Here is a 22,980-nt window from a genome sequence, read left to right as displayed (position 1 = left end):
CAGGTCGTCCTGTCGGTGTTCTGCCGGGGCCGGGCGCAGGCGTCGGTGGACTGTCGGTGGTTTGTCGGTGGCGGGTGGGATCGTCTTCGGCATGACGCGAATCGACAAGAACCCCGGCGGCGCGGGCGACGCCGTGACGGTACGGGGACTGGTCAAGCACTACGGCGAGACCAAGGCGCTCGACGGTGTGGACCTCGACGTGCGCGAGGGCACCGTGATGGGTGTGCTGGGGCCCAACGGGGCCGGCAAGACGACCCTCGTACGGATCCTGTCCACCCTGCTCACGCCCGACGCGGGCCAGGCCACCGTGGCCGGCTACGACGTCGTACGGCAGCCCCGGCAACTGCGCCGGGTGATCGGGCTCACCGGGCAGTACGCCTCCGTCGACGAGAAGCTGCCCGGCTGGGAGAACCTGTACCTGATCGGGCGGCTGCTCGACCTGTCCCGCAAGGACGCCCGCGCCCGCGCCGACGAGCTGCTGGAGCGGTTCTCGCTCACCGACGCGGCCCGGCGCCCGGCGCGCACGTACTCCGGCGGTATGCGGCGCCGCCTCGACCTCGCCGCCTCGATGATCGGCCGGCCCGCCGTCCTCTTCCTGGACGAGCCGACGACCGGCCTCGACCCCCGCACCCGCAACGAGGTGTGGGACGAGGTCAAGGCAATGGTCGGCGACGGGGTGACCGTCCTGCTGACCACCCAGTACATGGAGGAGGCCGAGCAACTGGCCTCCGAACTGACCGTCGTGGACCGCGGCAAGGTCATCGCGAACGGCGGCATCGAGGAACTCAAGGCGAAGGTGGGCGGACGCACCCTGCGGGTGAAGCCGGCCGACGCGGGAGAACTGCGCCCGCTCGCCGGGATGCTCGACGAGCTGGGCATCACCGGACTGGCGACGACCGTCGTCGACTCCGAGAACGGCTCCCTGCTCGTGCCGGTCCTCAGCGACGAGCAGCTGACCGCCGTGGTCGGCGCCGTCACCGCGCGCGGCATCACCATCAGCTCCATCACCACCGAACTCCCCAGTCTGGACGAGGTCTTCCTGTCTCTCACCGGCCACCGCGCCAGTGCCCCGCAGGACGCCCGCCCCAGCGACGACCGCGAGGAGGTCGCCGTATGAGCGCCGTCACCGCAAACGCCCCCGCCCCCGACGTCCGTATCCCGCTGCGCGGGCACCTGCGGCACACCGGCGCGCTGATCCGCCGCAACCTGCTGTGGATCCGCCAGGACCCCGAGTCCATGTTCGACGCGCTGCTGATGCCGATCGTCTTCACCCTGCTGTTCGTGTACGTCTTCGGCGGCTCGATCGGACAGGCGCTGGGCGGCGGCCAGAAGCAGTACGTCCAGTACGTCATCCCCGGCATGCTGGCGATGAACAGCATGACGCTCTCCCAGGGGGTCGGCACGGGCTTCAGCCAGGACTTCAACAGCGGTGTCATGGACCGCTTCCGGTCCCTCCCGATCGGCCGCGGCTCGGTGCTGTTCGCGAAGATCGCGGTCGAGCTGTTCCGGATGGTCTTCGCCACGGCCGTGCTGATGATCGTCGCGGTGCTGGTGGGCTTCCACATCGGCAACTGGCCCGGCCTGTTCGCGACCGTGGGCCTGTCGGCGCTGTTCGCCTCGTCGATCATGTGGGTGTTCCTCACCCTCGGCGTGATGCTGAAGAACGCGCAGTCCGTGCAGGCGATGGGCTTCCTGGTGCTCTTCCCGCTCCAGTTCGGCTCGTCGATCTTCGCGCCGACCCAGTCGATGCCGGGCTGGCTCCAGCACTTCACCGACTACAACCCGCTCTCCACCCTCGCCGACGCCGCCCGCGGCCTGATGCTGGGCGGACCGGTCGCGCACGACCTGTGGATCACGGTGGCCTGGTCCGTCGCGATCACCGCCGTCGCCGCCCCGCTCGCCATCCACAAGTTCCGCACCAAGACCTGAGACCGGGGCGCCGGGACCTGAAGCCCCGGTCTCAGACCAGGGCGGCGGCCTCCTCCGGGGACAGGCCGCCGCCCTCGGCGTACGCCGCCGCGAACTCCTCCTCGTCGAGGACGCCTCTGATCCGCTCCACGACCAGGTCGCGGACGTGGCGCTCCAGGCCGGAGACGAAGTGACCGGCCGGCAGCAGGGCGTCGGCGGCGGCCAGGCAGCGGGCGGCGTCGCGGGCCCGGCCCCCGCCGTCCAGCCCGGCCAGGGCCATCGCACCGGTGGTCAGGCACACCGAGCGCATGTGCGGCGCGACGGCCCGGGACAGCGGGTCGTCGGCACGCCGCAGCGCCTGGCGCACCTTGGCCAGGGCCTCCTCCGCCTGCCCGTCGACCGCGTCGAGCCACGCCTCGGCGCCGAGGATGAAGGCGTCGAACAGGACGAAGTGCGAGATACCGAACTCTCCGCGCAGCACCCGCAGTTGCTCGCGTGCCTCGGGTACGCGGCCGGTCATGCCGAGCCAGCCCGCGAGGAAGAGCCGGGCGGCGGGCATCGCCTCGTTCGAGGCCCCCTGCTTTCCCTCGATCACCTCGCGCAGCAGCCGCTCGCCCCGCTCGCTCTCGCCGGCCTGGATCAGGCAGCTGCCGAGCCTGGCCTGCAACACCGCCACCTGCGCCCAGGCGCTGAGCCGGTCGGCGTGCCGCACGGCCGTCTCGTAGTCGGCCGCGGCCCTGCGGTGGTGCCCGGCGCGTTCGTGGGCCTCGCCGCGTGCGGCGAGCGCCTCGGCGGTGCCCCAGGCGTCCCCGAGCCGCTGGAAGATCTCCAGCGACTCGTCGGCGTCGCGGACGGCGTCACCCGTCCAGTCGCTGCGGTTGGCCAGCAGATTGGCCCGCATCTGGAGGGCGCCGGCCAGTTCCCAGTCGAATCCCGGGGCGTCGCGGCACGTGTCCACGCAGGCGTCGAGGACGGCCCGCAGCCGCTCCATGTCGCCGCTCAGCACCACGGCGAGGAACCACAGCATGCCGGGGTGGCGGCAGGTCTGGGGCAGGCCGGGCTCGTAGACCTGGGTGATGACGCGCAGCTTCCGTTGCGCCTCGGGGGTCTGCCACGCATCCATCTCGGTGTCCATGCAGGCGAGGTGGAGGAGGTGCAGACCGCGGCGGGCCTCGGCGAGGACGTCGTCGGCCATCGGCGGCGGGGCGTCCGTGCAGCGCTCCCACACCGGGCCGGCGCGGCGCACCGGCTCGGTGAACGGGTCGGGGCTGAACTCCATCACCTCGGCGCACCAGTTGCGGGTCTCGATGCGCACGTCCCGCATCTGCCAGTAACGGCACAGGGAGTGGATCAGGCACAGCGCCTCCTGCTCGTCGCGCGTGGCGACGGCGTGCCGCAGGGCGGTGCGCAGGTTCTCGTACTCCAGCTCGAAGCGGGCGATGGCGGCGCGCTGGCCGGGGCCGCGCAGCAGCGGGTCGGTGGTGCGGGCGAGTTCGCGGTAGTGCACGAGGTGGGCGCGCCGGGCGGGCGCGCGCCCACCGGACTCCTCCAGCCGCTCACCGGCGTACTCGGCGACGGTCTCCAGGAGCCGGTAGCGCATCTCGCCGTCGGCGGCGGGCGCGGCCACCACCAGCGACTTGTCGACCAGGGAGCCGAGCGCGTCGAAGGCGGCGGGCCCGCACACGGCCTCGGCGGCGGCGAGGTCGCAGCCGCCGGCGAAGACGGACAGGCGGCTCAGCACGTCCCGCTCGTCCCCGTCGAGCAGGTCCCAGGACCAGTCGACGACGGCACGCAGGGTCTGCTGGCGGGGCAGGACGGTGCGGCTGCCGGAGGTGAGCAGCCGGAAGCGGTCGTCGAGCCGGTCGGCGATCTGCCGGGGGGTGAGCATCCGCAGCCGGGCCGCGGCGAGTTCGATGGCCAGCGGCAGGCCGTCCAGGCGGCGGCAGATCTCGGCGCAGGCGGCGGCGGTGTCCTCGTCGGCGTCCACGCGGAACCCGGGCCGTACGGCCGCGCCGCGCTCGGCGAGCAGGCGCAGCGCGACCGGCTCGGGCAGCGGGTCCACCGGCCGCAGCACTTCGCCGGGCACGCCCAGGGGTTCGCGGCTGGTGGCGAGGACGGTGAGGCCGGGGCAGCGGGCGAGGAGTTCCGCGACGAGGCGGGCGGCGGCGTCGACGACGTGTTCGCAGTTGTCCAGGAGCAGGAGCATCCGGCGCCGGGAACAGTGTTCGACGAGCCGTTCGACCGGGTCGTCGTGGCGGTCGGCGACGGCGGCCCGGATCTCCTCCGCGCCGGCGCCGTAGAGCACGGTCTCGCGGGCGCCCACGGCGGTCAGTACGGCCTCGGACACGGCGTCCGGGTCGTCGACGGGGGCCAGTTCGGCCAGCCACACCCCGTCGCGCGGGGCCGGCCGCAGGGCCTCGGCGGCCTCCTGCGACAGCCGGGTCTTGCCGGCCCCGCCGGGCCCGAGCAGCGTGACCAGGCGGGCGGTCCCGAGGTCCGCGCCGAGCGCCTCGATGTCGCTTTCGCGCCCCACGAAGGAGGTGAGCCGGGCGCGGAGGTTGCTCGGGGGCACGGCGGAGGCGGGGGACGCGGTGGACGCGTCGGGCGTCGTGGACTCGGCGGGTGGTGACGTGGACGCGGCGGACGCGAAGGACTCGGCGGGAGCGGCCGGTGTGGCGGGGATGGCGGTCGCGGCGGTGCGGGCCGGGGGGCCGTACCGCCGGCCGCCCGCGGCGGGCGCCTCCGGGTTCAGCAACCGCTCGTGCAGCGCGCGCAGTTCGGGCCCGGGGTCGGAACCCAGACGATCGGCGAGCAGCTGCCGTACGTCCGCGTAGGCGGCCAGCGCCTGGGCCGTGCGGCCCGCCTCGTGCAGCGCGCGCAGCCGCAGGGCCTGGAGGGGTTCGTCCAGCGGGTGGGTGTCGCACAGGGCCGTCAGCTCGGGCAGCGCGCGCTCGGCGTCGCCGAGGGCGAGGGCGGCGGCGAGCCGCGCCCGGTGCACGTCCAGCCGGCGGGTCTCCCAGCGGGCCGCCTCGGCGGTGCGGTCGGGCAGGTCGGCGAGAGCCGGGCCGTGCCACAGGGCGAGGGCGTCGTCGAGGACGACGGCCGCCTTCGCCGGGTCGCCGTCGGCCAGCGCGGACAGGCCCTCGCCGGCCAGCCGTTCGAAACGGTGCAGGTCGATGTCGTCGGGCGCCGCGGTGAGCCGGTACCCGCCCTCGGCGGAGGCCACCGCGTCCGCCCCGATCGCCCGGCGCAACCGCCCGACCAGCGCCTGCAGCGCGGCGGGGGCGTCGGCGGGCGGCTCCTCCAGCCACACCTCGTCGACGAGCACGGACACCGCCACCGTCCGGCCGGCCCGCAGGGCGAGCACGGTCAGCAGGGCACGCAGCCGCGCCCCGCCGACCGGGACGGGGGTGCCGTCGGGGCGGAACGCCTGGGTGGTGCCGAGGATGCGGTAGCGCACGGGGTCCATTGTCCCCGGGGACGCGGGAACGCCGCTCGGGGTTTCCCCGCGACCGGGCGCGCCTGCCGCAGATCCGTACGAACGGGGAGTAATCGAGCGTCAGGGTCTGCTCGCCGACGGGGATCCGGATCTCGCCCCCGAAGACACCCGGCTCCTCGTGCCGGTGGCGGGACAGGCGACCACCATGAGCCCGTTCCGTGTCAGGCGGAGCCGCGGCCGCCTGGGCAGGCCAACGGCCTCGACGCGTCTGCCGCCCACTCCTCGGTCATGGCCACGACACCTCCCTGGCCGAGTCGGTTCCCGCCCGCCGATCACCAGGAACCGAAGGCTCTCCGCCGGACGTTCCCCCGGTACCACCGGTACGGTCGATCCCATCCGCCGAGCACGGCGGCACCCACACCGCCCCCAGGAGCGCCCCGCCCATGACCACCGCCACCGCCCGCCGCAGCGACCGCCGGATCAGTCCCGTCTTCGTGGGGATCCTGGCCGTCACCGCCGTCACCGGGTGGGCCACCTGGACCGGGTTCGCCGAGCGGCCGGGCGTCGCGGTCTTCCTGTTCGTGACGGCCGCCTGGATCGTCTCCCTGTGCCTGCACGAGTACGCGCACGCCCGCACCGCGCTGCACGGCGGGGACATCACGGTGGGCGCGAAGGGCTACCTCACGCTGAACCCGCTGAAGTACACGCACGCGCTGCTGAGCATCGTGCTGCCGGTGATCTTCGTGATCATGGGCGGGTTCGGTCTGCCGGGCGGCGCGGTCTTCATCGAGCGGGGCCGGATCCCGGGCCGCTGGCGGCACAGCCTGGTCTCGGCGGCGGGCCCGCTGACGAACGTGCTGTTCGCGGTGGTGTGCACGGCCCCGTTCTGGCTGCACGCGCTGGACGGCGTGCCGGCCGACTTCCGCTACGCGCTCGCCTTCCTCGCCCTGCTCCAGGTCACGGCGGCGATCCTGAACTTCCTCCCGGTCCCGGGCCTGGACGGCTACGGCGTGATCGAGCCCTGGCTGTCGTACGGGGTGAAGCGGCAGGTGGAGCCCTTCGCGCCGTTCGGACTGCTGTTCGTCTTCGTACTGCTGTGGGTGCCGGCGGTCAACGGAGCGTTCTTCGACGTGATCCACGCGGTCATGCGCCATCTCGGCGTCGGCGACCTGGAGCAGTACTGCGGCCAGGCCCTGTACCGCTTCTGGGAGGGCCCGAGCGACTTCTGCTCGGCCGGCGGGTGACGGCGGACCGCGGGGCGGTGGGCGACGGCGGACTGTGGCCCGCGGGTGACGGCGGGCCGCGGGGCGGTGGGCGACGGACGACTTCGGCCGACGGGCTGCGGGGCAGCGAGCGACGGACGACTTCGGCCCGCGAGTGCCGTGGAGGCCCGGCCGTCCGGTGCCGCGTACGCCCCCGGCCGGCCGGTGCCGCTGGTGCCCGGCCGTCCGGTGAGGGGGCCGTCGGTCAGCCGGTGACGGAGCCGCCGCGGGCCGCCCGGCCCCGGCGCGCGTAGTACCAGGTCATGTTGGACGACAGGCCCGCCAGCAGGATCCACACGACCCCCAGCCAGCTGCCCTGCACGAAGGAGACGACGGCCGCGGCTACGGCGAGCACGCAGACGATCAGGGCGTAGAGGGCGAGGCGGGGCATGACGGTGGGCTCCTGTCGGGAACACGGGGACACTGCTCGGAACTGCTTCGCCGACCAGTGTCCCCCATCCGTGCCCCGGACCGGTGCGGGGGCGTGCCGGGGCGCGGGGGACGGCTCAGACGTCCGTGAGCCGCAGACCCGCGTGCGCCTTGTAGCGGCGGTTGACCGAGATCAGGTTGGCGACGAGCGACTCCACCTGGTGCGCGTTGCGCAGCCGGCCGGCGAAGATTCCGCGCATGCCGGGGACACGGCCGGCCAGCGCCTGGACGATCTCCACGTCGGCGCGCTCCTCGCCCAGGACCATCACGTCGGTGTCGATCCGCTCGATCTCCGGGTCCTGCAGGAGGACGGCCGACAGGTGGTGGAAGGCTGCGGTGACCCGCGCGTCCGGGAGCAGTGCGGCGGCCTGTTCGGCGGCGCTGCCCTCCTCGGGCTTGAGCGCGTAGGCGCCCTTCTTGTCGAAGCCGAGCGGGTTGACGCAGTCCACGACGAGCTTGCCGGCCAGTTCCCCGCGCAGCGCCTCCAGGGTCTTGCCGTGGCCCTCCCAGGGCACCGCGACGATCACGACGTCGCTGCGGCGGGCGGTCTCGGCGTTGTCCGCGCCCTCGACGCCGTGCCCGATCTCCTCCGCCGCGGCCCGCGCCCGCTCGGCGGCCCGGGAGCCGATGATCACCTTCTGGCCGGCCCGGGCGAGCCGGTAGGCCAGGCCCTTGCCCTGCGGGCCGGTCCCGCCGAGCACGCCGACGACCAGCCCGGAGACGTCGGGCAGGTCCCAGGGGTTCTTGGCGGGGGCCTTCTGTGCACTGTCGCTAGAGGTCATGGGCCGACTCTACGTCCGCAGCCCGGCCCCCACCCGCTCAGGTGAGCCGCGTCACCGCGGCCCGCGCGGTGTCCCCGGTGCGGGCGAATCCCGGCCGAACTCCGCATCCGGCGCGGCGGTTTGGGGCACCATGCGCTCGTATGGACGCCGTACGGGTCGCGTTGCTGCGCGAGGTGCTCGCCGGGACCGAGTGGCTGGACACCACCCGGCGTTTCGCGCGGGCGCTGCGCGGCTCGGTGGTGTCGCACGGGGGCGGGCTGCTGCTGGTCGGCACCCCGGACCACGAGCCGTGGCACCTGGCGGCGCACCTGGTGGACGAGGCCGCCTGGTCGGGCACGCCCGAGCTGGTCCCCACCCTGGTGCGGCACGGCGCGTGCCCCGCGGATCCGGCGCACCTCGCGGTCGGGCTCGGCCGGCTGGAGGCCGCCCGGCGCGGCGAGACGCTGCTCGTCGTGGCGCCCGGGGAGCCCGAGCCGCTGCTGCCCCGGGTGCACGCGGCACGGCGGGCCGGGGCGACGGTCCTGGCACTGGGCACGGGCGGGGGCGAGCTGGCGGCGATGGCCCACGAGACGCTGGCGGTGCCGGACGACGCGGAGCTGGACCTGGACACCGTGCAGCACCTGGTCAGCGCGGCGGCCGGGGAGAACCCCCTGCCCGGGCCCCGGGGACGCGGCCGGTGGCGGGACCGCTTGTCGAGGCTCGCGGAGACCCTGACGGCCCCACCGCCTGCGCGCTGGTGACCGAGCGGAGGGGGCGACCGCACCGGGCGGGAGGCAGGACGCCCGGCCCGGCAGCCGCCGGGGTGACGCTCCCGGCAGGACGAAGGGCGCGGCGCCCGACGGAAGCGAGGGTGACGCTCCCGGCAGGAACCGCACCGGGAGGAGCCGGGGTGAAGCGCCCGGCACGAAGGTGGGCGGCACGCCAGGCAGATACGAGGGCGGCACGACCCAACAGGAACCGGCAGCTCGCCCCGGGCGGAAGGCAGGGTGTAGCGCCCTGCAGGAGCCGGGGTGAAGCACCCGGCACGAGGCTGAGCGACGCGCCCCGCACGAAGCCGGGCGACGCGCCCGTCGGGGGCAGGCGACGGCGGACGAGGGCAGCGCGTCCCGTAGGGGGCCGGACGGCGCACCAGGCACGGGTTCCGTCCGCCTCCCGGAAAACCGGTTGCCCCTCGTCCGGCGTCCGCCCGAGCATGACCCGACGTGACCGACCACGGCCCCGCGCCCTCCCCCGCCCCCTCCCCGGCCGTGCCCGCCGCGGCGTCCTCCGCGCCGCCCTGTGACGCGCCGCCCGCCGGGCCTCCCCTCGCACCACCCACCGACGCCCCCGCGGACGCCGCCGTCGGCACCCCTGCCCCGCCCCCCGCCCCGCCCGCCGGGCTCCGGGCGCTGCTGCCCGATCTCGCGCCGTGGCGGGCCTCCCGGGACTTCCGCAGGCTGTGGGTGTCGGGACTGATCTCCAACTTCGGGACGTTCCTGACCTTCGTCGCGCTGCCCGTGCAGATGAAGGAGCTGACCGGGTCCGCCGCGGCGGTGGGCGCGATCGGGGCCGTGGAGCTGGTGCCCCTGATCGTGTTCGGGCTCTACGGCGGGGCGCTCGCCGACGCGGCGGACAAGCGGCGGCTGATCCTGTGGACCGAGGCCGGGCTCGGCCTGCTCAGCGCCGGACTGCTGTTCGACGCACTGCTGCCGCACCCGGCGGTGTGGCCGCTGTACGCGGTCGCCGCCCTGTCCTCCGCGCTGACCGCCGTGCAGCGGCCCGCGCTGGACTCGCTGTGGCCGCGGATCGTGGCCCACGATCACCTGCCCGCCGCGACCGCGCTGAACTCGCTGCGCTGGACCGTGGGCGGGGTGGCGGGCCCGGCGGTGGCGGGCGTGATCGTGGCGTACGCGGGCCTCGCCCCGGCCTACGCGGCCGACCTGGCGACCTTCGCCGTCTCGGTGGTCCTCGTCGTCCGGATCGCCGCCCAGCCCGCCGCGCACGAGGCCGCGAAGCCGTCGCTGCGGGCGATCGCCGAGGGCGCCCGCTACGCGTGGGGCCGCAAGGAGCTGCTCGGGACGTACGCGGTCGACCTGGCCGCGATGTTCCTGGCGATGCCGCTGGCGGTGCTGCCGTTCCTCGCGGACGAGCTGCACGCCCGCTGGTCGCTGGGTCTGATGTACGCGGCGGTGCCGCTGGGGTCGCTGCTGGTCAGCGTGACCAGCGGCTGGACCTCGCGGGTGCACCGGCACGGCCGGACGGTGGTGCTGGCGGCGCTGCTGTGGGGGCTTTCCGTGGCCGCCGCAGGACTCGCCGGCGACGTCTGGCTGGTGCTGCTGTGCCTCACCGTGGCGGGCGGCTGCGACATGGTGAGCGGGATCTTCCGGGGCGCCATGTGGAACCAGACCATCCCGGACGCGCTGCGCGGCCGGCTGGCCGGGATCGAACTGCTGTCGTACTCGGTGGGGCCGCAGCTCGGGCAGGTCCGCTCCGGGTCGGTCGCCGCGTGGTGGGGCGTACGGGCGTCCGTGTGGTCGGGCGGCGTGCTGTGCGCGGGCGCGGTGGGGCTGCTGGCGCTGTGCCTGCCGGGGCTGATGAGGTACGACGCCCGGACGAACGAGCACGCGGTGCGGCTGCGCGAGGACCGCGCGGCCGCCGTAGGGGCACCGTCCTGAGCAAACGCCGCGCCAGGCTCCCGTCACCGCCGCCACCGGTGCCGCCGGGAGCCCGCCCCCGGTGCCGTCCGGTCAGCTCTGCGGGCCGCCCCGCCCGCCCTCTTCCCCTTCGCCGCCGGCCGGCGCGTCGTGCCAGCGGGGGTCGGTCTCCCACTGGAGGTTGCGCTCGCGGGCGGTGTCCATCGCGTGCTGCGCCTCCTGCCGGGAGGCGTACGGACCGAACCGGTCCTTGGCCGGGCACTCGGGCCCCTCCTCGACCTTCTGGTGCTCCAGGCAGTAGAACCACTCGCCCGGCTTGCCCGCGGTGCGCTTCTTGAACAGGGCCATGACCAGCTCCTCTCGCCACCGACATGTTCCCCCATCGGCGCTCGATAGACTCACCGGCATGTCTGGCCAGTCGCTGCTCGTCCCCGGGGAGCTGTCCCCCGCCCGTTCCGTGCCCGGAAACATCCGCCGCCCCGAGTACGTCGGCAGGCCCGCGCCGAAGCCGTACACCGGGCCGGAGGTGCAGACCCCGGAGACCGTCGAGGCGATGCGGGTCGCCGGGCGGATCGCCGCGCAGGCGATGGAGGAGGCGGCGAAGCACATCGCGCCGGGCGTCACCACCGACGAACTGGACCGGGTGGCCCACGCGTACATGTGCGACCACGGCGCCTACCCGTCCACCCTCGGCTACCGCGGCTTCCCCAAGTCGCTGTGCACGTCGGTCAACGAGGTGATCTGCCACGGCATCCCCGACTCGACGGTGCTGCGCGACGGCGACATCGTCAACCTGGACGTGACGGCGTACATCGGCGGCGTGCACGGCGACAACAACGCCACGTACCTCGTCGGTGACGTCGACGAGGAGAGCCGCCTGCTGGTGGAGCGCACCCGCGAGGCCCTGAACCGGGCGATCAAGGCGGTCAGGCCGGGCCGGCAGATCAACATCATCGGCCGGGTCATCGAGTCCTACGCCAAGCGCTTCGGCTACGGCGTGGTCCGCGACTTCACCGGCCACGGCATCAACACGTCCTTCCACTCCGGCCTGATCGTCCCGCACTACGACAGCCCGCACGCCACCACGGTCATGCGGCCCGGCATGACGTTCACCATCGAGCCGATGCTGACACTGGGCACCATCGAGTACGACGTCTGGGACGACGGCTGGACCGTCGTCACCAAGGACCGCAGGCGCACGGCCCAGTTCGAGCACACCCTGGTCGTCACGGAAACGGGCGCGGACATCCTGACGCTGCCGTAGTCCCGGGCTCGCCTGCGGAGGTGAACGTGCGTAAGGCGAGAGAGTGAGCCTTCTCCAACCTCACGTTGACGCGTGGGCCGGCTCTTGAAGCGGCCATGGCCTGCTCACCGAGACAGCGGATCTCGGAGGGGCGGCGCCGTGGGCGGCGCTCCCATCTCTTGACGACGTCGGCCCCGGAAGGGGCCCCGGACGGTTCCGCCGGAGCCTTGGTACGCCCTGTCCGCCCAGCACCGTCCGCCATCGGCGAGGGCTGCTTCGATGATGCCGTCATGGCGTGCGGCGGTCAGGTCGTGAGCGGAGCAGGGACCGCGGTTGCTGTCGTCGTCCGAAAGCGTCGGACAACCGCAGCGGCGCTCCCCACGGCCGCGCGCACCCCAGGTCAACGGCACTACCCCGCCCATGGGTCACGCCTTCGTCGTACGGACCGCCGGTCCACCGGACAACCTGCCCCCGTCCGATCGAGGATCTGGCGCTGTCTGAGTACCCATACTCACACGGGCTGGTGGCTGATACGGATGGGGCGCTCGACGCAGCGTTACTACGATGCCTCTCAACTGCCACAGCACCGCGATAGCGCGCGTTCGCAGCATCTCGGCGACGTACGACCAGACACGGGGAGGGCCACGCATGGCGTGGGGAGGACAAGCGCGTGGGGTTTGACTGGGAGAAGGCCGTAGGCGTTCCGCCCCGCTCCGACGATGCGGGACACAGCCGCATGCAACTGGCGAGCGTGAACGGCGGGGCAAGCGGTGGCGCCGGGGGCGGCGACGCCGATCTGAGGATCAGCAAGACACCGTGGACGAGCGCGTCTGGCGTGGCGGACGAACTGCACACCACCACCAACAACGGCCTGACCGACCTTGAGGAGGCCGGCACCGGCTCAACGAGTGGCACCGAGGGTTTCGACTGTACGGCCGCGCTGAACGAGATCAGTGCCATCTGGGTTGCTCGGCTCACCGCTGTCCGAGACGAATGCGGCCGACTGCACGCCACCCTGGCCAAGACCGGGAAGCACTTCGGTGAGGTCGACCAGCACGCCGCAGGCCGGGTGAGTGGAGTTCACGTGGGCAACCGCCCGGATTGGGCAAGGTGAGGCCGGTGGCCACATGGCAGCAACTTCGGGACCTGAAGCTGTCGGAGTACCGGGACGCCGCCGACGGATGGGGCAAGGTGAGTCGCCGCGCGGACGCCGCCCGCCTTCGGGTCGACCGGGAGATGACGATTCCAGTCCGGTCCACCCAGAAGGGGGAGACGGCCACCAAGGCGGCCAGTGACCTGGACCGGCTCAGTCGCAACTACCAGTACATCCACGGTGAGTGCGGTCTGATCCGGACGACTCTTGAGTCCCTCGCCGCCGGCCTGGAAGGCCCGCAGCGAAAGCTGAAGCAGGCGTTGGAAGCCGCCGAGACGTACAAGTTCACAGTGAACGAGGACGGTTCGGTGACGTATCCCCCGCCCATTGCGAAGGACGGCGCCCCGGCGCCCGTCCCTTACGGGCCGTACGCCCCAGGTGCGTGGCAGGCAGGACCTGCCACGCCGTTCGCCCCCGGTGAGGGCGGTGGCACAGCGCGAGCGGGCGCGCCGGTCCCTTACCTGCCGGGCAAGGGCGAAGGCAGCGGCAATGCCATCATGGCCATGGCCGAGAGCGTCGCGGAACAGATCGCGAGCGCTGTGCGCGAGGCGGGCGAGATCGACGCGCGCTATGCATCCGTGCTCCGCAAGCTCAAGGCTCCGGGCGGGCTCGACGTCACCGATGACATGCTGATCGACGCGGCCGAGGACCTGCAGGCCGTGCAGAAAACCGTCGGCGACCACCTCGACGAGAAGAAGATCCCGCACCGGAAGTCTCCCGCCGAGAACAGGAAGTGGTGGGACGGCCTCACCGACGAGCAGCGCGATGAGTACGCGACGCTCTATCCGGCCGAGATCGGCGCGCTCGACGGCCTGCCGTCCGAGGTACGTGACACCTCCAACCGGATGGTGCTGGCGGAAACACGGGCCCAGTACGCCCAGGAGTACGAGCGGCTGGGCCCCGAGCCGCCACAGTACGTCCGGGTCGGTGATCCTCCCTCAGCCGTCGTCAACCCGATCTGGCAGCAGTGGCAGAAAGCCGGCGGTGTGCGGGTGCGGGACATGCTCAGCGGCATGGACGATATCCAGGCCAGGCTGGACGCAAGCGGCGTGCCCGGACCGAACGGCAAGCCCGCCCTGCCGCAGGCGTACGTGCTCGGCTTCGACACCAAAGGCCTCGGACACGCGATCATCGCCAACGGCAACCCGGACACAGCGGATAACACGGCCGTGTATGTGCCCGGGACGGGGGCGCAATTGGCGAAGGCCGGCGGCGACATCAAGCGGATGACGGACACGTGGCGACAGACGCACCAGATGGCACCCGACAAGTCCACGTCCACCATCACCTGGATCGGCTACGACGCCCCGCAGAACGTCTTCACCGAAGCCCCTTCGCCGAGCTATGCCTTCGCCGCGGCTCCCACGCTCAACAACTTCCTGGACGGCCTGCAGACGGCCCGTAGCGGCTCTGAGGCATGCACGCCGTCGAACCACACGACGTTGATCGCCCACAGCTATGGCACCACCGTCGTCGGCGCTGCCGCCAAGGAGCACCACATCGCTGCCAACGACATCGTGGTTGCCGGCAGTCCGGGCATGCTGGTGGGCGACGCGAGCGACCTGGGCGTGGGCAAGGATCATGTATGGTCCGAAGCCGCCAGTGACGACCCGGTTCCCTACATCGGCAAACAGTTCCTGGGAGGACAGAAGTGGGGGGCGGAGTACTACCACGGGATTCCCTACAATGCCGGTTACATTACGACCATTCCGTCCGACGAGGCATTCGGGGGGAATCGGATGGAGGTCAATACGAGCGGGCACAGCGGCTACTGGGACGAGGATTCGAGATCTTTGCAGAATCAAGCCCGGGTGGTCGTGGGCCAGTACGACCTGGTTACGGAAGAAAAGTGAGTCCGATGATGAAACCTCTGCTACGTCGTCAACGTGCTCTTGCCGCTGCGGTGCTTGCCCTGCCCCTCCTCGTGACGGGATGCTCGAAAGACGTGACTAGCAACGATGCGTCCGGCTCCGGAAAAGATCCCAAGCCGACGACCCTCGCCGTGGACAAAGCCAGGACACAGGCCAACCATTTCTCCAGTCAGATCCTCGACATGATCGGGGTCAAAGAAGGCAAGACGACCGAGGGGGGTGCTGGCGTCTCTCTCTGTGACAAGGATTCCGATCATCTTTACCGAATGCACCACCCCTGGTCGCTCTACCAGGTGTCGGAAGAGAAACTGAAGCAGGGATTCCAGCGCTTGCGGGAGAATTTGCCCGAGCACGGCTGGAAGATCGTCGATTACGGCCCCAATAAGAGCAAGGCAAAGGTCATCGAGCTCACGGCCGACTCAAAGACCGAGCCCTACTCGGTGAACGCTGTACTCGTGGTGGCCACTCCCACCCACCTTCACGAATCGAACCCCAGGATCGAGGTCACTGTCGTATCCGGCTGCTTCCGAGCGCCCGAGGGTACGGACCTTCGCAAGGAGTTCTGACGTCGCACCGTTAGGGCATGCCGCACTCCAGCAGCGGGTGCCGGTGCGACGTCACGGACAGTGGCAAGGCGCCAGGCCCTCGTTCTCACCGCAGTGCAGCGGAGCATCGGCCGGATCATCCGCACGCCACCGAGATCAATCGCCTCCTCGGAGGGAACGATGTGCCGATGAGACCACCGGTCGTCTGAGCGCCTACTCACCCGCCCGAGCCGCTGCTCTCGCTTCGCTTCTCACAGCTGCGGCAGCCTTGAGGACGACCACGGCGCCCTCGAAGCACCGTTCCCCGCAATTCTCGGACACTCCTCGGCCCGCCACGTCAAGACGGACCACATCCTGCAGCTGCGTGAGGTCGATACCGACGAATGTGCCGGGAGAGCGTGGGGAGTACGCAACCGACCCGCTCGACGGCATCTGACGCTCTGCCGGTCCGCTCTCAAGCCGGACCTGCACCGCAATAGCGGCGGCCGGTGGGACCGAATCGTTAGTCGTAGCCCGGCACCGGTCAGCGTTCCTGCCCCTCAAGGACCACCCGCCCGCCGACCTCCACCCACCCCTCCGGCTGGGGTGCCGTCAGGATCTGGGAGCCGGAGCCCTGGGTGATGTTCAGGGCGCGGCCCAGTCGGGCCGTCAGCAGCAGGGCCGCCGCACCCGTGGCCTCGTCCTCGTCGATGCCGTCGCCGCGGCCGGGGAAGGCGCGGGCGCGGACGCGGCCGGCCGGTTCGTCCTCCCAGGACCAGGCGTAGATCCACTCGCCGGGCGGCGGGACGGGAAGGTCGTCGACCTCGGCGGGGGTGGCGTACTGGCGCAGGGTGCGGGGCGGGGCCCACTCGGGGCGGGCCTCGATCCAGGTGAACTCGCCGTCCATGCGGGCGCCGACCCGGCCCGCCGGGGTGACCAGTTCCGGTACGTCCAGCAGCCAGGCGGTGCCGACGCAGGGGTGACCGGCGAAGGGCAGGCGCAGGGTGGGGGTGTAGATGTCGATGACGCCGCGCTCGGGGTCGTCGACGAACACCGTCTCGCTGAAGCCGAGTTCGGCGGCGAACGCCTGGCGGTCGTCGCGGCCGGGGAGCAGGGCGCCGTCGCGGACCACGCCCAGTTCGTTGCCGTAGCCGCCGCGCGGGCCGCAGAAGACGCGCAGCACGTCGTAGTCAGTCACCGGGGAATTGAAGCACCAGCGGGGCCGGGGACCCGGCGCCGGACCCGCGTTACCGGTGATTTGCCGTTGCGTGACCTCCCCTTTGCGGTGTCGAGATCAAGCCGTGCCTGTGATCTTTGCGGGCAGCCGATGCGAGCTGAATCACGGACCGGACGGGTGGAGGTGAGGTAAGCCTCGGGTAAGTTAGGGCAGCCTCACCAACTGTTCTCACCTGGAGCCTGCATGCGAGCCGTCCGACTCTCCGTCGTCACCGCCGCCGCCACCGCGGCCGCTCTGACCGCCGTGACGGCCTGCACCGCCAAGAGCGACGCCTCCGACGGCGACGCGATCCAGGTGACCGCGGCCGACTCCACGTGCGAGACGTCCGCGAAGAGCGTCCCGGCCGGCCAGGTGACGCTGAAGATAGAGAACAAGGGATCCCGGGCGACCGAGGTGGAGATCGTCTTCCCGGACGACCGGATCGTCTCCGAGAAGGAGAACATCGGCCCCGGCACCAAGTACACGCTGACCGCCGAGGTCAAGCCGGGCTCGTACGAGATCGCCTGCCGTCCCGGCATGAAGGGCCACGGCGTGCGCCAGAAGCTCACCGTCACCGGCAAGGGCGCCGCCGCCGCGCGCGACCCCCGGCTGGACAAGGCCGTCGCCGACTACCGCCAGTACGCGCAGGACCAGGCCGACGAGACCCTGCCCCGCGTCGAGGCGTTCGTGAAGGCCGTCAAGGCCGGGGACCTGGCCGCCGCCAAGAAGGCCTACGCGCCCTCGCGCCTGGGCTGGGAGCGCACCGAGCCGGTCGCCGAGTCCTTCGGCGACATCGACCCCAAGGTCGACGTGCGCGAGGACGGCCTGGAGGACGGCCAGCAGTGGACGGGCTGGCACCGGCTGGAGAAGTCGCTGTTCAAGGACGGGAAGATCGGCGCCGAGGAGAAGACCCTCGCCGACCGGCTCGTCACCGACCTCAAGGACTGGCAGAAGCGGGTCGGCACCGCCGAGATCACCCCGACCTCCATGGCCAACGGCGCCAAGGAACTCCTCGACGAGGTCGCCACCGGCAAGGTGACCGGCGAGGAGGACCGTTACGCCCACACCGACCTGGTCGACTTCAAGGGCAACGTCGAGGGCGCGCAGAAGGCGTACGACCTGCTCAAGCCGGTCGCGGCGAAGAACGACCCGGCGCTCACCAGGGAACTCGACAAGCAGTTCGGCGCGCTGGACACCCTCCTCGACGGCTACCGCACCAAGGGCTCGGACAAGACGCAGTACGACTTCGTCTCCTACGACACGGTCGGCAAGGACGGCCGCAAGGAGCTGTCGGACGCGGTGAACGCACTCGCCGAGCCGCTGTCCAAGCTCGCCGTCGCCGTGGTGAAGAAGTAGGGGCGGGGTCATGGCAGAGGAACAGACGCAGGGCACCGCCCCGTCCCGGCGGGCGCTGATCGGCTGGGGCGGGGCCGGGCTCGCGCTCGGCGCCGTCGCGGCCGGCGGCGCGGTGGCGCTGGCGAAGAACGGGGACGGCGCGGACGCCTCCGGTCCGGACGAGTCCGGCGCGGTGGAGTTCCACGGCGCCCACCAGGCGGGCATCGCCACGCCCGTCCAGGACCGGCTGCACTTCGCCGCGTTCGACGTGAAGACCGACGACCGCGCCGAGTTCGTGCAGTTGCTGAAGGACTGGACGGCCGCCGCGCGCCGGATGACGGCGGGCAAGGCGGTCGGCGAGGGCGCCTACGGCGGGCTCGCCGAGGCGCCCCCGGACGACACCGGCGAGGCGCTGGGTCTGCCGCCCTCCCGGCTCACCCTCACCCTCGGCTTCGGGCCCTCGCTGTTCGAGAAGTTCGGGCTGAGGGAGAAGCGCCCGGCGGCCCTCGTCGACCTGCCCCGGTTCCCCGGCGACAACCTCGACCGGACCCGCACCGGCGGCGACCTGTGCATCCAGGCCTGCGCGGACGACCCGCAGGTCGCCGTGCACGCCATCCGCAACCTGGCCCGCATCGGCTTCGGCAAGGTCGCCATCCGCTGGTCGCAACTCGGCTTCGGCAAGACCTCCTCGACCACCCCCGGCTCCCAGACCCCGCGCAACCTCTTCGGTTTCAAGGACGGCACGCGCAACATCGCCGGGACCGAGACGGACCGGCTGGAGAAGTTCGTGTGGGCCGGGGACGGGGACGGCGGCGCCGAGGACGCCTGGATGAGCGGGGGTTCCTACCTCGTCGCCCGGCGCATCCGGATGAACATCGAGACCTGGGACCGGACCTCGCTGCAGGAGCAGGAGGACGTCTTCGGCCGGGACAAGGGCGAGGGGGCGCCGGCCGGCAAGGCCAAGGAGCACGACGAGCCGTTCCTGAAGGCGATGAAGCCCGGCGCGCACGTCCGGCTCGCGCACCCCGACGCCAACGGCGGGATCACGATCCTGCGCCGGGGCTACTCCTTCACCGACGGCACCGACGGTCTGGGCCGCCTCGACGCGGGCCTGTTCTTCCTGGCCTACCAGCGCGACCCCCGCACGGGGTTCATCCCGCTCCAGCGCAGGCTGGCCGCGCACGACGCGCTCAACGAATACATCCAGCACGTGGGTTCGGCGGTCTTCGCGATCCCGCCCGGCGTCCGCGACGCGGACGACTGGTGGGGCCGCACACTGCTGTCCGAGGAGGCGTAGGTCCGTGTTCTCCAACTATCTGATCGGTCTGCGCGAGGGGCTGGAGGCCAGCCTCGTCGTGTGCATCCTCATCGCCTATCTGGTCAAGACCGGCCGCAGGGACGCGCTGCGGCCGATCTGGACCGGCATCGGCATCGCGGTCGCCATCGCGATGGGCTTCGGCTGCGTCCTCGAGTTCGGCTCGCAGGAGCTGACGTTCGAGGCGCAGGAGGCGCTGGGCGGTTCGCTGTCCGTCATCGCGGTCGGCCTGGTGACGTGGATGGTGTTCTGGATGCGGCGCACCGCCCGGCACCTGAAGTCCGAGCTGCACGGAAAGCTGGACGCGGCCCTCGCCATGGGCACCGGCGCGCTGGTCGCCACCGCGTTCCTGGCGGTGGGCCGCGAGGGCCTGGAGACGGCCCTGTTCGTGTGGGCGTCCGTGCACGCCGCCTCCGACGGCACCCCGCGCCCCCTGATCGGCGTGGCCCTCGGCATCGCCAGCGCGGTCCTGCTCGGCTGGCTGTTCTACCGGGGCGCGCTGAAGATCAACCTGGCCAAGTTCTTCACCTGGACCGGCGCCATGCTGGTCGTGGTCGCGGCGGGCGTGCTCGCGTACGGCTTCCACGACCTCCAGGAGGCGGACTGGCTGCCGGGGCTGACGAACCTGGCCTTCGACGTCTCCGGCACCATCCCGCCGGACAGCTGGTACGGCACGCTCCTGAAGGGCGTGTTCAACTTCCAGCCGGACCCGACCGTCCTCCAGGTCACGGTGTGGCTGCTGTACCTGGTCCCGACGCTCACCGTGTTCTTCGCCCCGGTAGGGTTCGCCTCCGGGAAGGGGAAGGTGACGGTAGCTGATGAGCAGGGGTCGCGGCCCTCGAAGGCTTCGCAGGCTTGAGCGCACGGCCGCGCTGGCGGCCTCCGTGACCGCGCTGGCGCTGACCGCCGGCGGGTGCGTGGTGGTGCACGGGGAGCGCGAGGTGCTCCCCTCGGCCACGCGGGCCGAGGCCGCGACGGCGCTGGCGCAGTTCACGGCCGCGTACAACAAGGCCGACAAGGCGTACGACAGTTCGCTGGACGCCGGTCACGTCACCGGCGCGTTCGGCGCGATCGACGCGGCCCGGCTGAAGGCCGGCCACATCAACAGCCCGGGCGGCAACACCGCCCACGCGCCGCTGAAGCTGACGGACGCGAAGTTCACCATCCCCAAGAAGGCCGGCTGGCCGCGCTGGTTCCTCGCCGACGCGAAGGGCAGCAAGGGCGGCGGCGCACGCTGGCTGCTGGTGTTCACCCGGCACGCGCTCACCGAGAAGTGGCAGGTGGCGTACCTGACCCTGGTGGCCCCCGAGGGGGTGCCGAAGTTCCGTGAGGACGAGGACGGCTGGGCCGAGGCCGTGCCCGCCGGCGCCGCCGGGCTGGCCGCCGCGCCGGGCGGGCTGAGCCGCGGTTACGCGACGTACCTGAAGGACGGCGGTGACACGTTCGCCGCGGGGGTGCACACCTCGGGCTGGCGTGCGCTGCGCGCGAAGAACGCGGTGCGGCCGGGGCTGGCCACGCAGTACATCGACGAGCCGCTGACCGGCGGCGACTACGCCCCGCTGGCGCTGCGCACGGCCGACGGCGGGGCCCTGGTGTTCTTCGCCACGCACCACTACCAGAAGCAGACGGCCGCCTCGGGTGCCTCGGTGCCGACGCCGAACAAGGGCGTGCGGGCGCTCACCAAGGGTGAGATCAAGCAGTCGCTGACGATGGAGTTCGTCTCCAGCGAAGTGGCTCTCGACCCGGCCACGGGCGCGGGCACGGGAGCGGGTGCGGGCGGCAAGAAGGTGTCGGTCGTGGGCCGTGTGCAGGGCATGACGTCGGCGCAGGGCGGCTGACGCGCGCCGGGTTCCCGTCGAGGGGACGTCGAGGGGACAGGGAGCGGAGCGGGAGTCCGGGGCTCAGGAGGCCGGGGCGCGCGGGCTCGGGGCCGTCCGCGGTCGGTTGCCTCGGCGGTCGGTTCCCGTCCGCGCTCAGTGGCGGTCCCCGCTTCAGTGGCCGTCCCCGGTCAGTGGCGTACGGGCCAGGCCGTGTGCGCGTGGCCCGGGTCGCTGTCGTCGGCGGTGTGGCGGGCGCAGGCGTCGGTGAGGGCTTCCAGCAGGGTGAGCGGGTCCGGGAGGGCGTGTTCCGGGCCCTGGCCCTCGACCCAGCGCACCGCCCGGCCCTCGTCACCGGGCAGCCGGGCCGGGGGTACGAGGACGTAGGAGCCGCGGCAGTGCCAGCGCAGGCCGGGGTGCTCGTCCATGGTCTCGGGGTGGCAGTCCAGCTCGCACGGCCACCACTCGTCCTCGTCCTCGGGGGTGCCGCGGGTGAGGGTGAAGAACAGCATGCGGCCGTCGTCGCTCCGTGCGACCGGGCCGACGTCGACGCCGGTGGCCCGCAGCCGCTCCAGCGCCTCCTGTCCGGCCTCCAGCGGCACGTCGAGGACGTCGTGGGTCATGCCGGTGGCCGTGATGAAGTTCGCCTGCGGCTGGTGCCTGGCCCAGCGCTCGACCTGCGCGCGGTCGGTCGTGGACTGCGTCTGCCAGGCGAACGACACCGGGTGCCGGGCGGGCGTGGGACAGCCGACGCGGTCGCAGGAACAGCCGTAACCGGATCCCGGGTGCGCGGCGGGCGCCAGCGGCAGGCCCGCGCCGGCGGCGGCGAGCAGCAGGGCCTCCCGGCCGCCGTCCCCGGCGGCCTCCTTCGGGCGGCGTCCGCGCAGCCACTGGGAGAGTTTGCCCTGTCGGCCGGTACGGCCGCCGAACTCCGCGCCGCTCATCTATCCCCTCGCCTCGCTGGTTGGACAGCATGCTCCATGGCCTCCCATGGTCCCACCATCCTGCGCCTTCGGTGACCGGAGCCGGTATCCGGGGTCCTGCGGGCTGGAGCGGCGGCCGCTTCGCGCGGGGCGGAGCACGCAGGCGCAGCGCGGGCGCGGTCTGACGCAGCGCGGGCGCAGCGCGGGCGCACGGCGGTGGTGCAAGGCCGTCGTGCGCTGGGGCCGGGCGGGGCCGCCGGGGGGCTCGGCGCGGGCGGCGCCGGGGGTTCAGCGCGGGGCGAGTCCGTGCAGCGCGTAGTCGACGAGGGTGTCGGTGTACGCGTAGGAGAGGGGGCCGGTGTGCTGGAGCCAGCGCTGGGCGAGCGGGGAGACGAAGAGTTCCAGGGCGATGCGCGGATCGACGTCGGGGCGCACGGCTCCGGCCGCCTGCGCGGAGCGCAGCCTGCGCACGTACAGCTGGAGCTGCGGCTCCAGGAGCCGGGCCACCAGCTCGCGGGCGAGCGGCTCGTTCACCAGGCCCTCGGCGGCCAGCGCGCGCGAGGGCGCCTCGAACTTCGGGTCGAGGAGCCCGTCGACGGTGGCGCGCAGCACGGCCTTCAGGTCGGCGGCGAGGTCGCCGGTGTCCGGGATGCCGCCCCGCGTCTCCCCCAGCTTCTCCCCGCTGACCCGTGCGCCCTGCTCGGAGAGGTCGAGGAAGGCCTCCAGGAGGACGTCCGCCTTGGACGGCCACCACCGGTAGATGGTCTGCTTGCCGACCCCGGCCCGTGCGGCGATGCCCTCGACCGTGGTCCTCGGGTACCCCACCTCGGCGACGAGCGCGAGCGCGGCGTCGTAGATGGCACGGCGGGACTTCTCACTGCGGCGGGCGGCGTCGGGGGCGGGCTTCTTGACCATGGCCCGACGGTAGCAGGGTGGTGAGACGGGGCGTCTCGCCGCCGGGCCCGCCGCCGGAGCGCCGCCGGGACGGGTCCCGTACGGCGCCCCGCCGTCCCTCGCCACCCGCGCGGGCGAAGGCCGCCCCCCGGCCCGCGCGCGACGGCCGTGCCCGGCGCACCATGGCAGCAAGCGACCCGGCCACCGGCCACGCGGGTACGGCGTCCCTGTTCCGC

The 22,980-nt window shown here is 72.6% G+C and carries 20 protein-coding genes; 13 read left to right on the top strand and 7 right to left on the bottom strand.

Annotated features, from left to right (window positions below):
• Window positions 1–91: 91 nt before the first annotated feature.
• The gene (locus IG64_RS14355; RefSeq protein ID WP_037855931.1) at window positions 92–1,117 is read left to right on the top strand and encodes an ATP-binding cassette domain-containing protein; all 1,026 of its coding nucleotides are present in this window, start codon (window positions 92–94) and stop codon (window positions 1,115–1,117) included.
• Window positions 1,114–1,929, top strand: a complete 816-nt coding sequence (locus IG64_RS14350) for an ABC transporter permease (RefSeq protein ID WP_037855745.1) — start codon at window positions 1,114–1,116, stop codon at window positions 1,927–1,929. The genes IG64_RS14355 and IG64_RS14350 overlap by 4 nt, the downstream gene beginning before the upstream one ends.
• A 31-nt stretch (window positions 1,930–1,960) precedes the next feature.
• On the opposite strand, the gene IG64_RS14345 is transcribed toward IG64_RS14350, so the two are convergent.
• Window positions 1,961–5,377: an AfsR/SARP family transcriptional regulator gene (locus tag IG64_RS14345; RefSeq protein ID WP_037855743.1), complete on the bottom strand. Its 3,417-nt coding sequence runs from the start codon at window positions 5,375–5,377 to the stop codon at window positions 1,961–1,963.
• Window positions 5,378–5,790: 413 nt separating this feature from the next.
• Here IG64_RS14345 and IG64_RS14340 point away from each other — a divergent pair, with 413 nt between their 5' ends.
• Window positions 5,791–6,591 carry a site-2 protease family protein gene (locus IG64_RS14340; protein WP_037855741.1) on the top strand — a complete coding sequence of 267 codons (801 nt, stop codon included), beginning with the start codon at window positions 5,791–5,793 and terminating at the stop codon, window positions 6,589–6,591.
• A 223-nt stretch (window positions 6,592–6,814) separates the two neighbouring features.
• Here the strand turns inward: IG64_RS14340 and IG64_RS14335 are convergent, their stop codons facing one another.
• Together IG64_RS14335 and npdG are read right to left on the bottom strand one after the other, a co-directional pair.
• On the bottom strand, window positions 6,815–7,000 hold the full coding sequence (locus tag IG64_RS14335) for a hypothetical protein (protein WP_037855740.1): 186 nt from the start codon (window positions 6,998–7,000) through the stop codon (window positions 6,815–6,817).
• Window positions 7,001–7,115: 115 nt separating this feature from the next.
• Window positions 7,116–7,820, bottom strand: coding sequence for an NADPH-dependent F420 reductase (gene npdG / locus IG64_RS14330; RefSeq protein WP_037855739.1), 705 nt, complete (start codon window positions 7,818–7,820; stop codon window positions 7,116–7,118).
• A gap of 140 nt (window positions 7,821–7,960) precedes the next feature.
• Between npdG and IG64_RS14325 the strand changes: the two genes are divergently transcribed.
• Both IG64_RS14325 and IG64_RS14320 read left to right on the top strand, forming a co-directional pair.
• Window positions 7,961–8,560, top strand: a complete 600-nt coding sequence (locus tag IG64_RS14325) for a hypothetical protein (RefSeq protein ID WP_037855737.1) — start codon at window positions 7,961–7,963, stop codon at window positions 8,558–8,560.
• A 648-nt stretch (window positions 8,561–9,208) separates the two neighbouring features.
• On the top strand, window positions 9,209–10,474 hold the full coding sequence (locus tag IG64_RS14320; protein ID WP_037855929.1) for an MFS transporter: 1,266 nt from the start codon (window positions 9,209–9,211) through the stop codon (window positions 10,472–10,474).
• A 72-nt stretch (window positions 10,475–10,546) separates the two neighbouring features.
• Here the strand turns inward: IG64_RS14320 and IG64_RS14315 are convergent, their stop codons facing one another.
• Window positions 10,547–10,801, bottom strand: a complete 255-nt coding sequence (locus IG64_RS14315; protein ID WP_037855735.1) for a hypothetical protein — start codon at window positions 10,799–10,801, stop codon at window positions 10,547–10,549.
• 58 nt (window positions 10,802–10,859) lie between these two features.
• On the opposite strand from IG64_RS14315, the gene map reads away from it, so the two are divergent.
• The 4 genes from map to IG64_RS14295 all read left to right on the top strand — a co-directional run bounded on the left by map (window position 10,860) and on the right by IG64_RS14295 (window position 15,286).
• The gene (map, locus tag IG64_RS14310; protein ID WP_037855732.1) at window positions 10,860–11,717 is read left to right on the top strand and encodes a type I methionyl aminopeptidase; all 858 of its coding nucleotides are present in this window, start codon (window positions 10,860–10,862) and stop codon (window positions 11,715–11,717) included.
• A gap of 715 nt (window positions 11,718–12,432) precedes the next feature.
• Window positions 12,433–12,810 carry a hypothetical protein gene (locus tag IG64_RS37615; RefSeq protein WP_158771571.1) on the top strand — a complete coding sequence of 126 codons (378 nt, stop codon included), beginning with the start codon at window positions 12,433–12,435 and terminating at the stop codon, window positions 12,808–12,810.
• A 5-nt stretch (window positions 12,811–12,815) separates the two neighbouring features.
• Window positions 12,816–14,702, top strand: a complete 1,887-nt coding sequence (locus IG64_RS14300; protein ID WP_037855729.1) for an alpha/beta hydrolase — start codon at window positions 12,816–12,818, stop codon at window positions 14,700–14,702.
• Between the two features lie 5 nt (window positions 14,703–14,707).
• Window positions 14,708–15,286, top strand: coding sequence for a hypothetical protein (locus tag IG64_RS14295; RefSeq protein WP_158771569.1), 579 nt, complete (start codon window positions 14,708–14,710; stop codon window positions 15,284–15,286).
• 502 nt (window positions 15,287–15,788) lie between these two features.
• On the opposite strand, the gene IG64_RS14290 is transcribed toward IG64_RS14295, so the two are convergent.
• Window positions 15,789–16,442: a PhzF family phenazine biosynthesis protein gene (locus IG64_RS14290; protein ID WP_037855727.1), complete on the bottom strand. Its 654-nt coding sequence runs from the start codon at window positions 16,440–16,442 to the stop codon at window positions 15,789–15,791.
• Window positions 16,443–16,664: 222 nt separating this feature from the next.
• Here IG64_RS14290 and efeO point away from each other — a divergent pair, with 222 nt between their 5' ends.
• From efeO to IG64_RS14270, 4 genes are read left to right on the top strand one after another with little or no spacing between them, the layout of a single operon-like run.
• The gene (gene efeO, locus IG64_RS14285) at window positions 16,665–17,816 is read left to right on the top strand and encodes an iron uptake system protein EfeO (RefSeq protein ID WP_037855725.1); all 1,152 of its coding nucleotides are present in this window, start codon (window positions 16,665–16,667) and stop codon (window positions 17,814–17,816) included.
• A 10-nt stretch (window positions 17,817–17,826) separates the two neighbouring features.
• On the top strand, window positions 17,827–19,092 hold the full coding sequence (gene efeB / locus IG64_RS14280) for an iron uptake transporter deferrochelatase/peroxidase subunit (protein ID WP_037855722.1): 1,266 nt from the start codon (window positions 17,827–17,829) through the stop codon (window positions 19,090–19,092).
• A gap of 4 nt (window positions 19,093–19,096) precedes the next feature.
• Complete coding sequence (gene efeU, locus IG64_RS14275; protein WP_037855717.1) at window positions 19,097–19,969, top strand: iron uptake transporter permease EfeU; 873 nt, start codon at window positions 19,097–19,099, stop codon at window positions 19,967–19,969.
• Window positions 19,929–20,948, top strand: coding sequence for a hypothetical protein (locus tag IG64_RS14270; protein WP_051812907.1), 1,020 nt, complete (start codon window positions 19,929–19,931; stop codon window positions 20,946–20,948). Before efeU ends, IG64_RS14270 begins: the two co-directional genes overlap by 41 nt.
• A 170-nt stretch (window positions 20,949–21,118) precedes the next feature.
• Here the strand turns inward: IG64_RS14270 and IG64_RS14265 are convergent, their stop codons facing one another.
• Window positions 21,119–21,871 (bottom strand): bifunctional DNA primase/polymerase, encoded by a 753-nt coding sequence (locus tag IG64_RS14265; protein WP_037855711.1) that lies wholly within the window; start codon window positions 21,869–21,871, stop codon window positions 21,119–21,121.
• Between the two features lie 267 nt (window positions 21,872–22,138).
• The gene (locus IG64_RS14260) at window positions 22,139–22,765 is read right to left on the bottom strand and encodes a TetR/AcrR family transcriptional regulator (protein WP_037855708.1); all 627 of its coding nucleotides are present in this window, start codon (window positions 22,763–22,765) and stop codon (window positions 22,139–22,141) included.
• Window positions 22,766–22,980: the final 215 nt, after the last annotated feature.

This window comes from Streptomyces sp. NRRL S-340 (assembly GCF_000720185.1).
Taxonomy (GTDB): Bacteria; Actinomycetota; Actinomycetes; order Streptomycetales; family Streptomycetaceae; genus Streptomyces.
The sequence above is the reverse complement of the archived record's forward strand: the minus strand, read 5'-3'. Positions and strand labels throughout refer to the sequence as shown.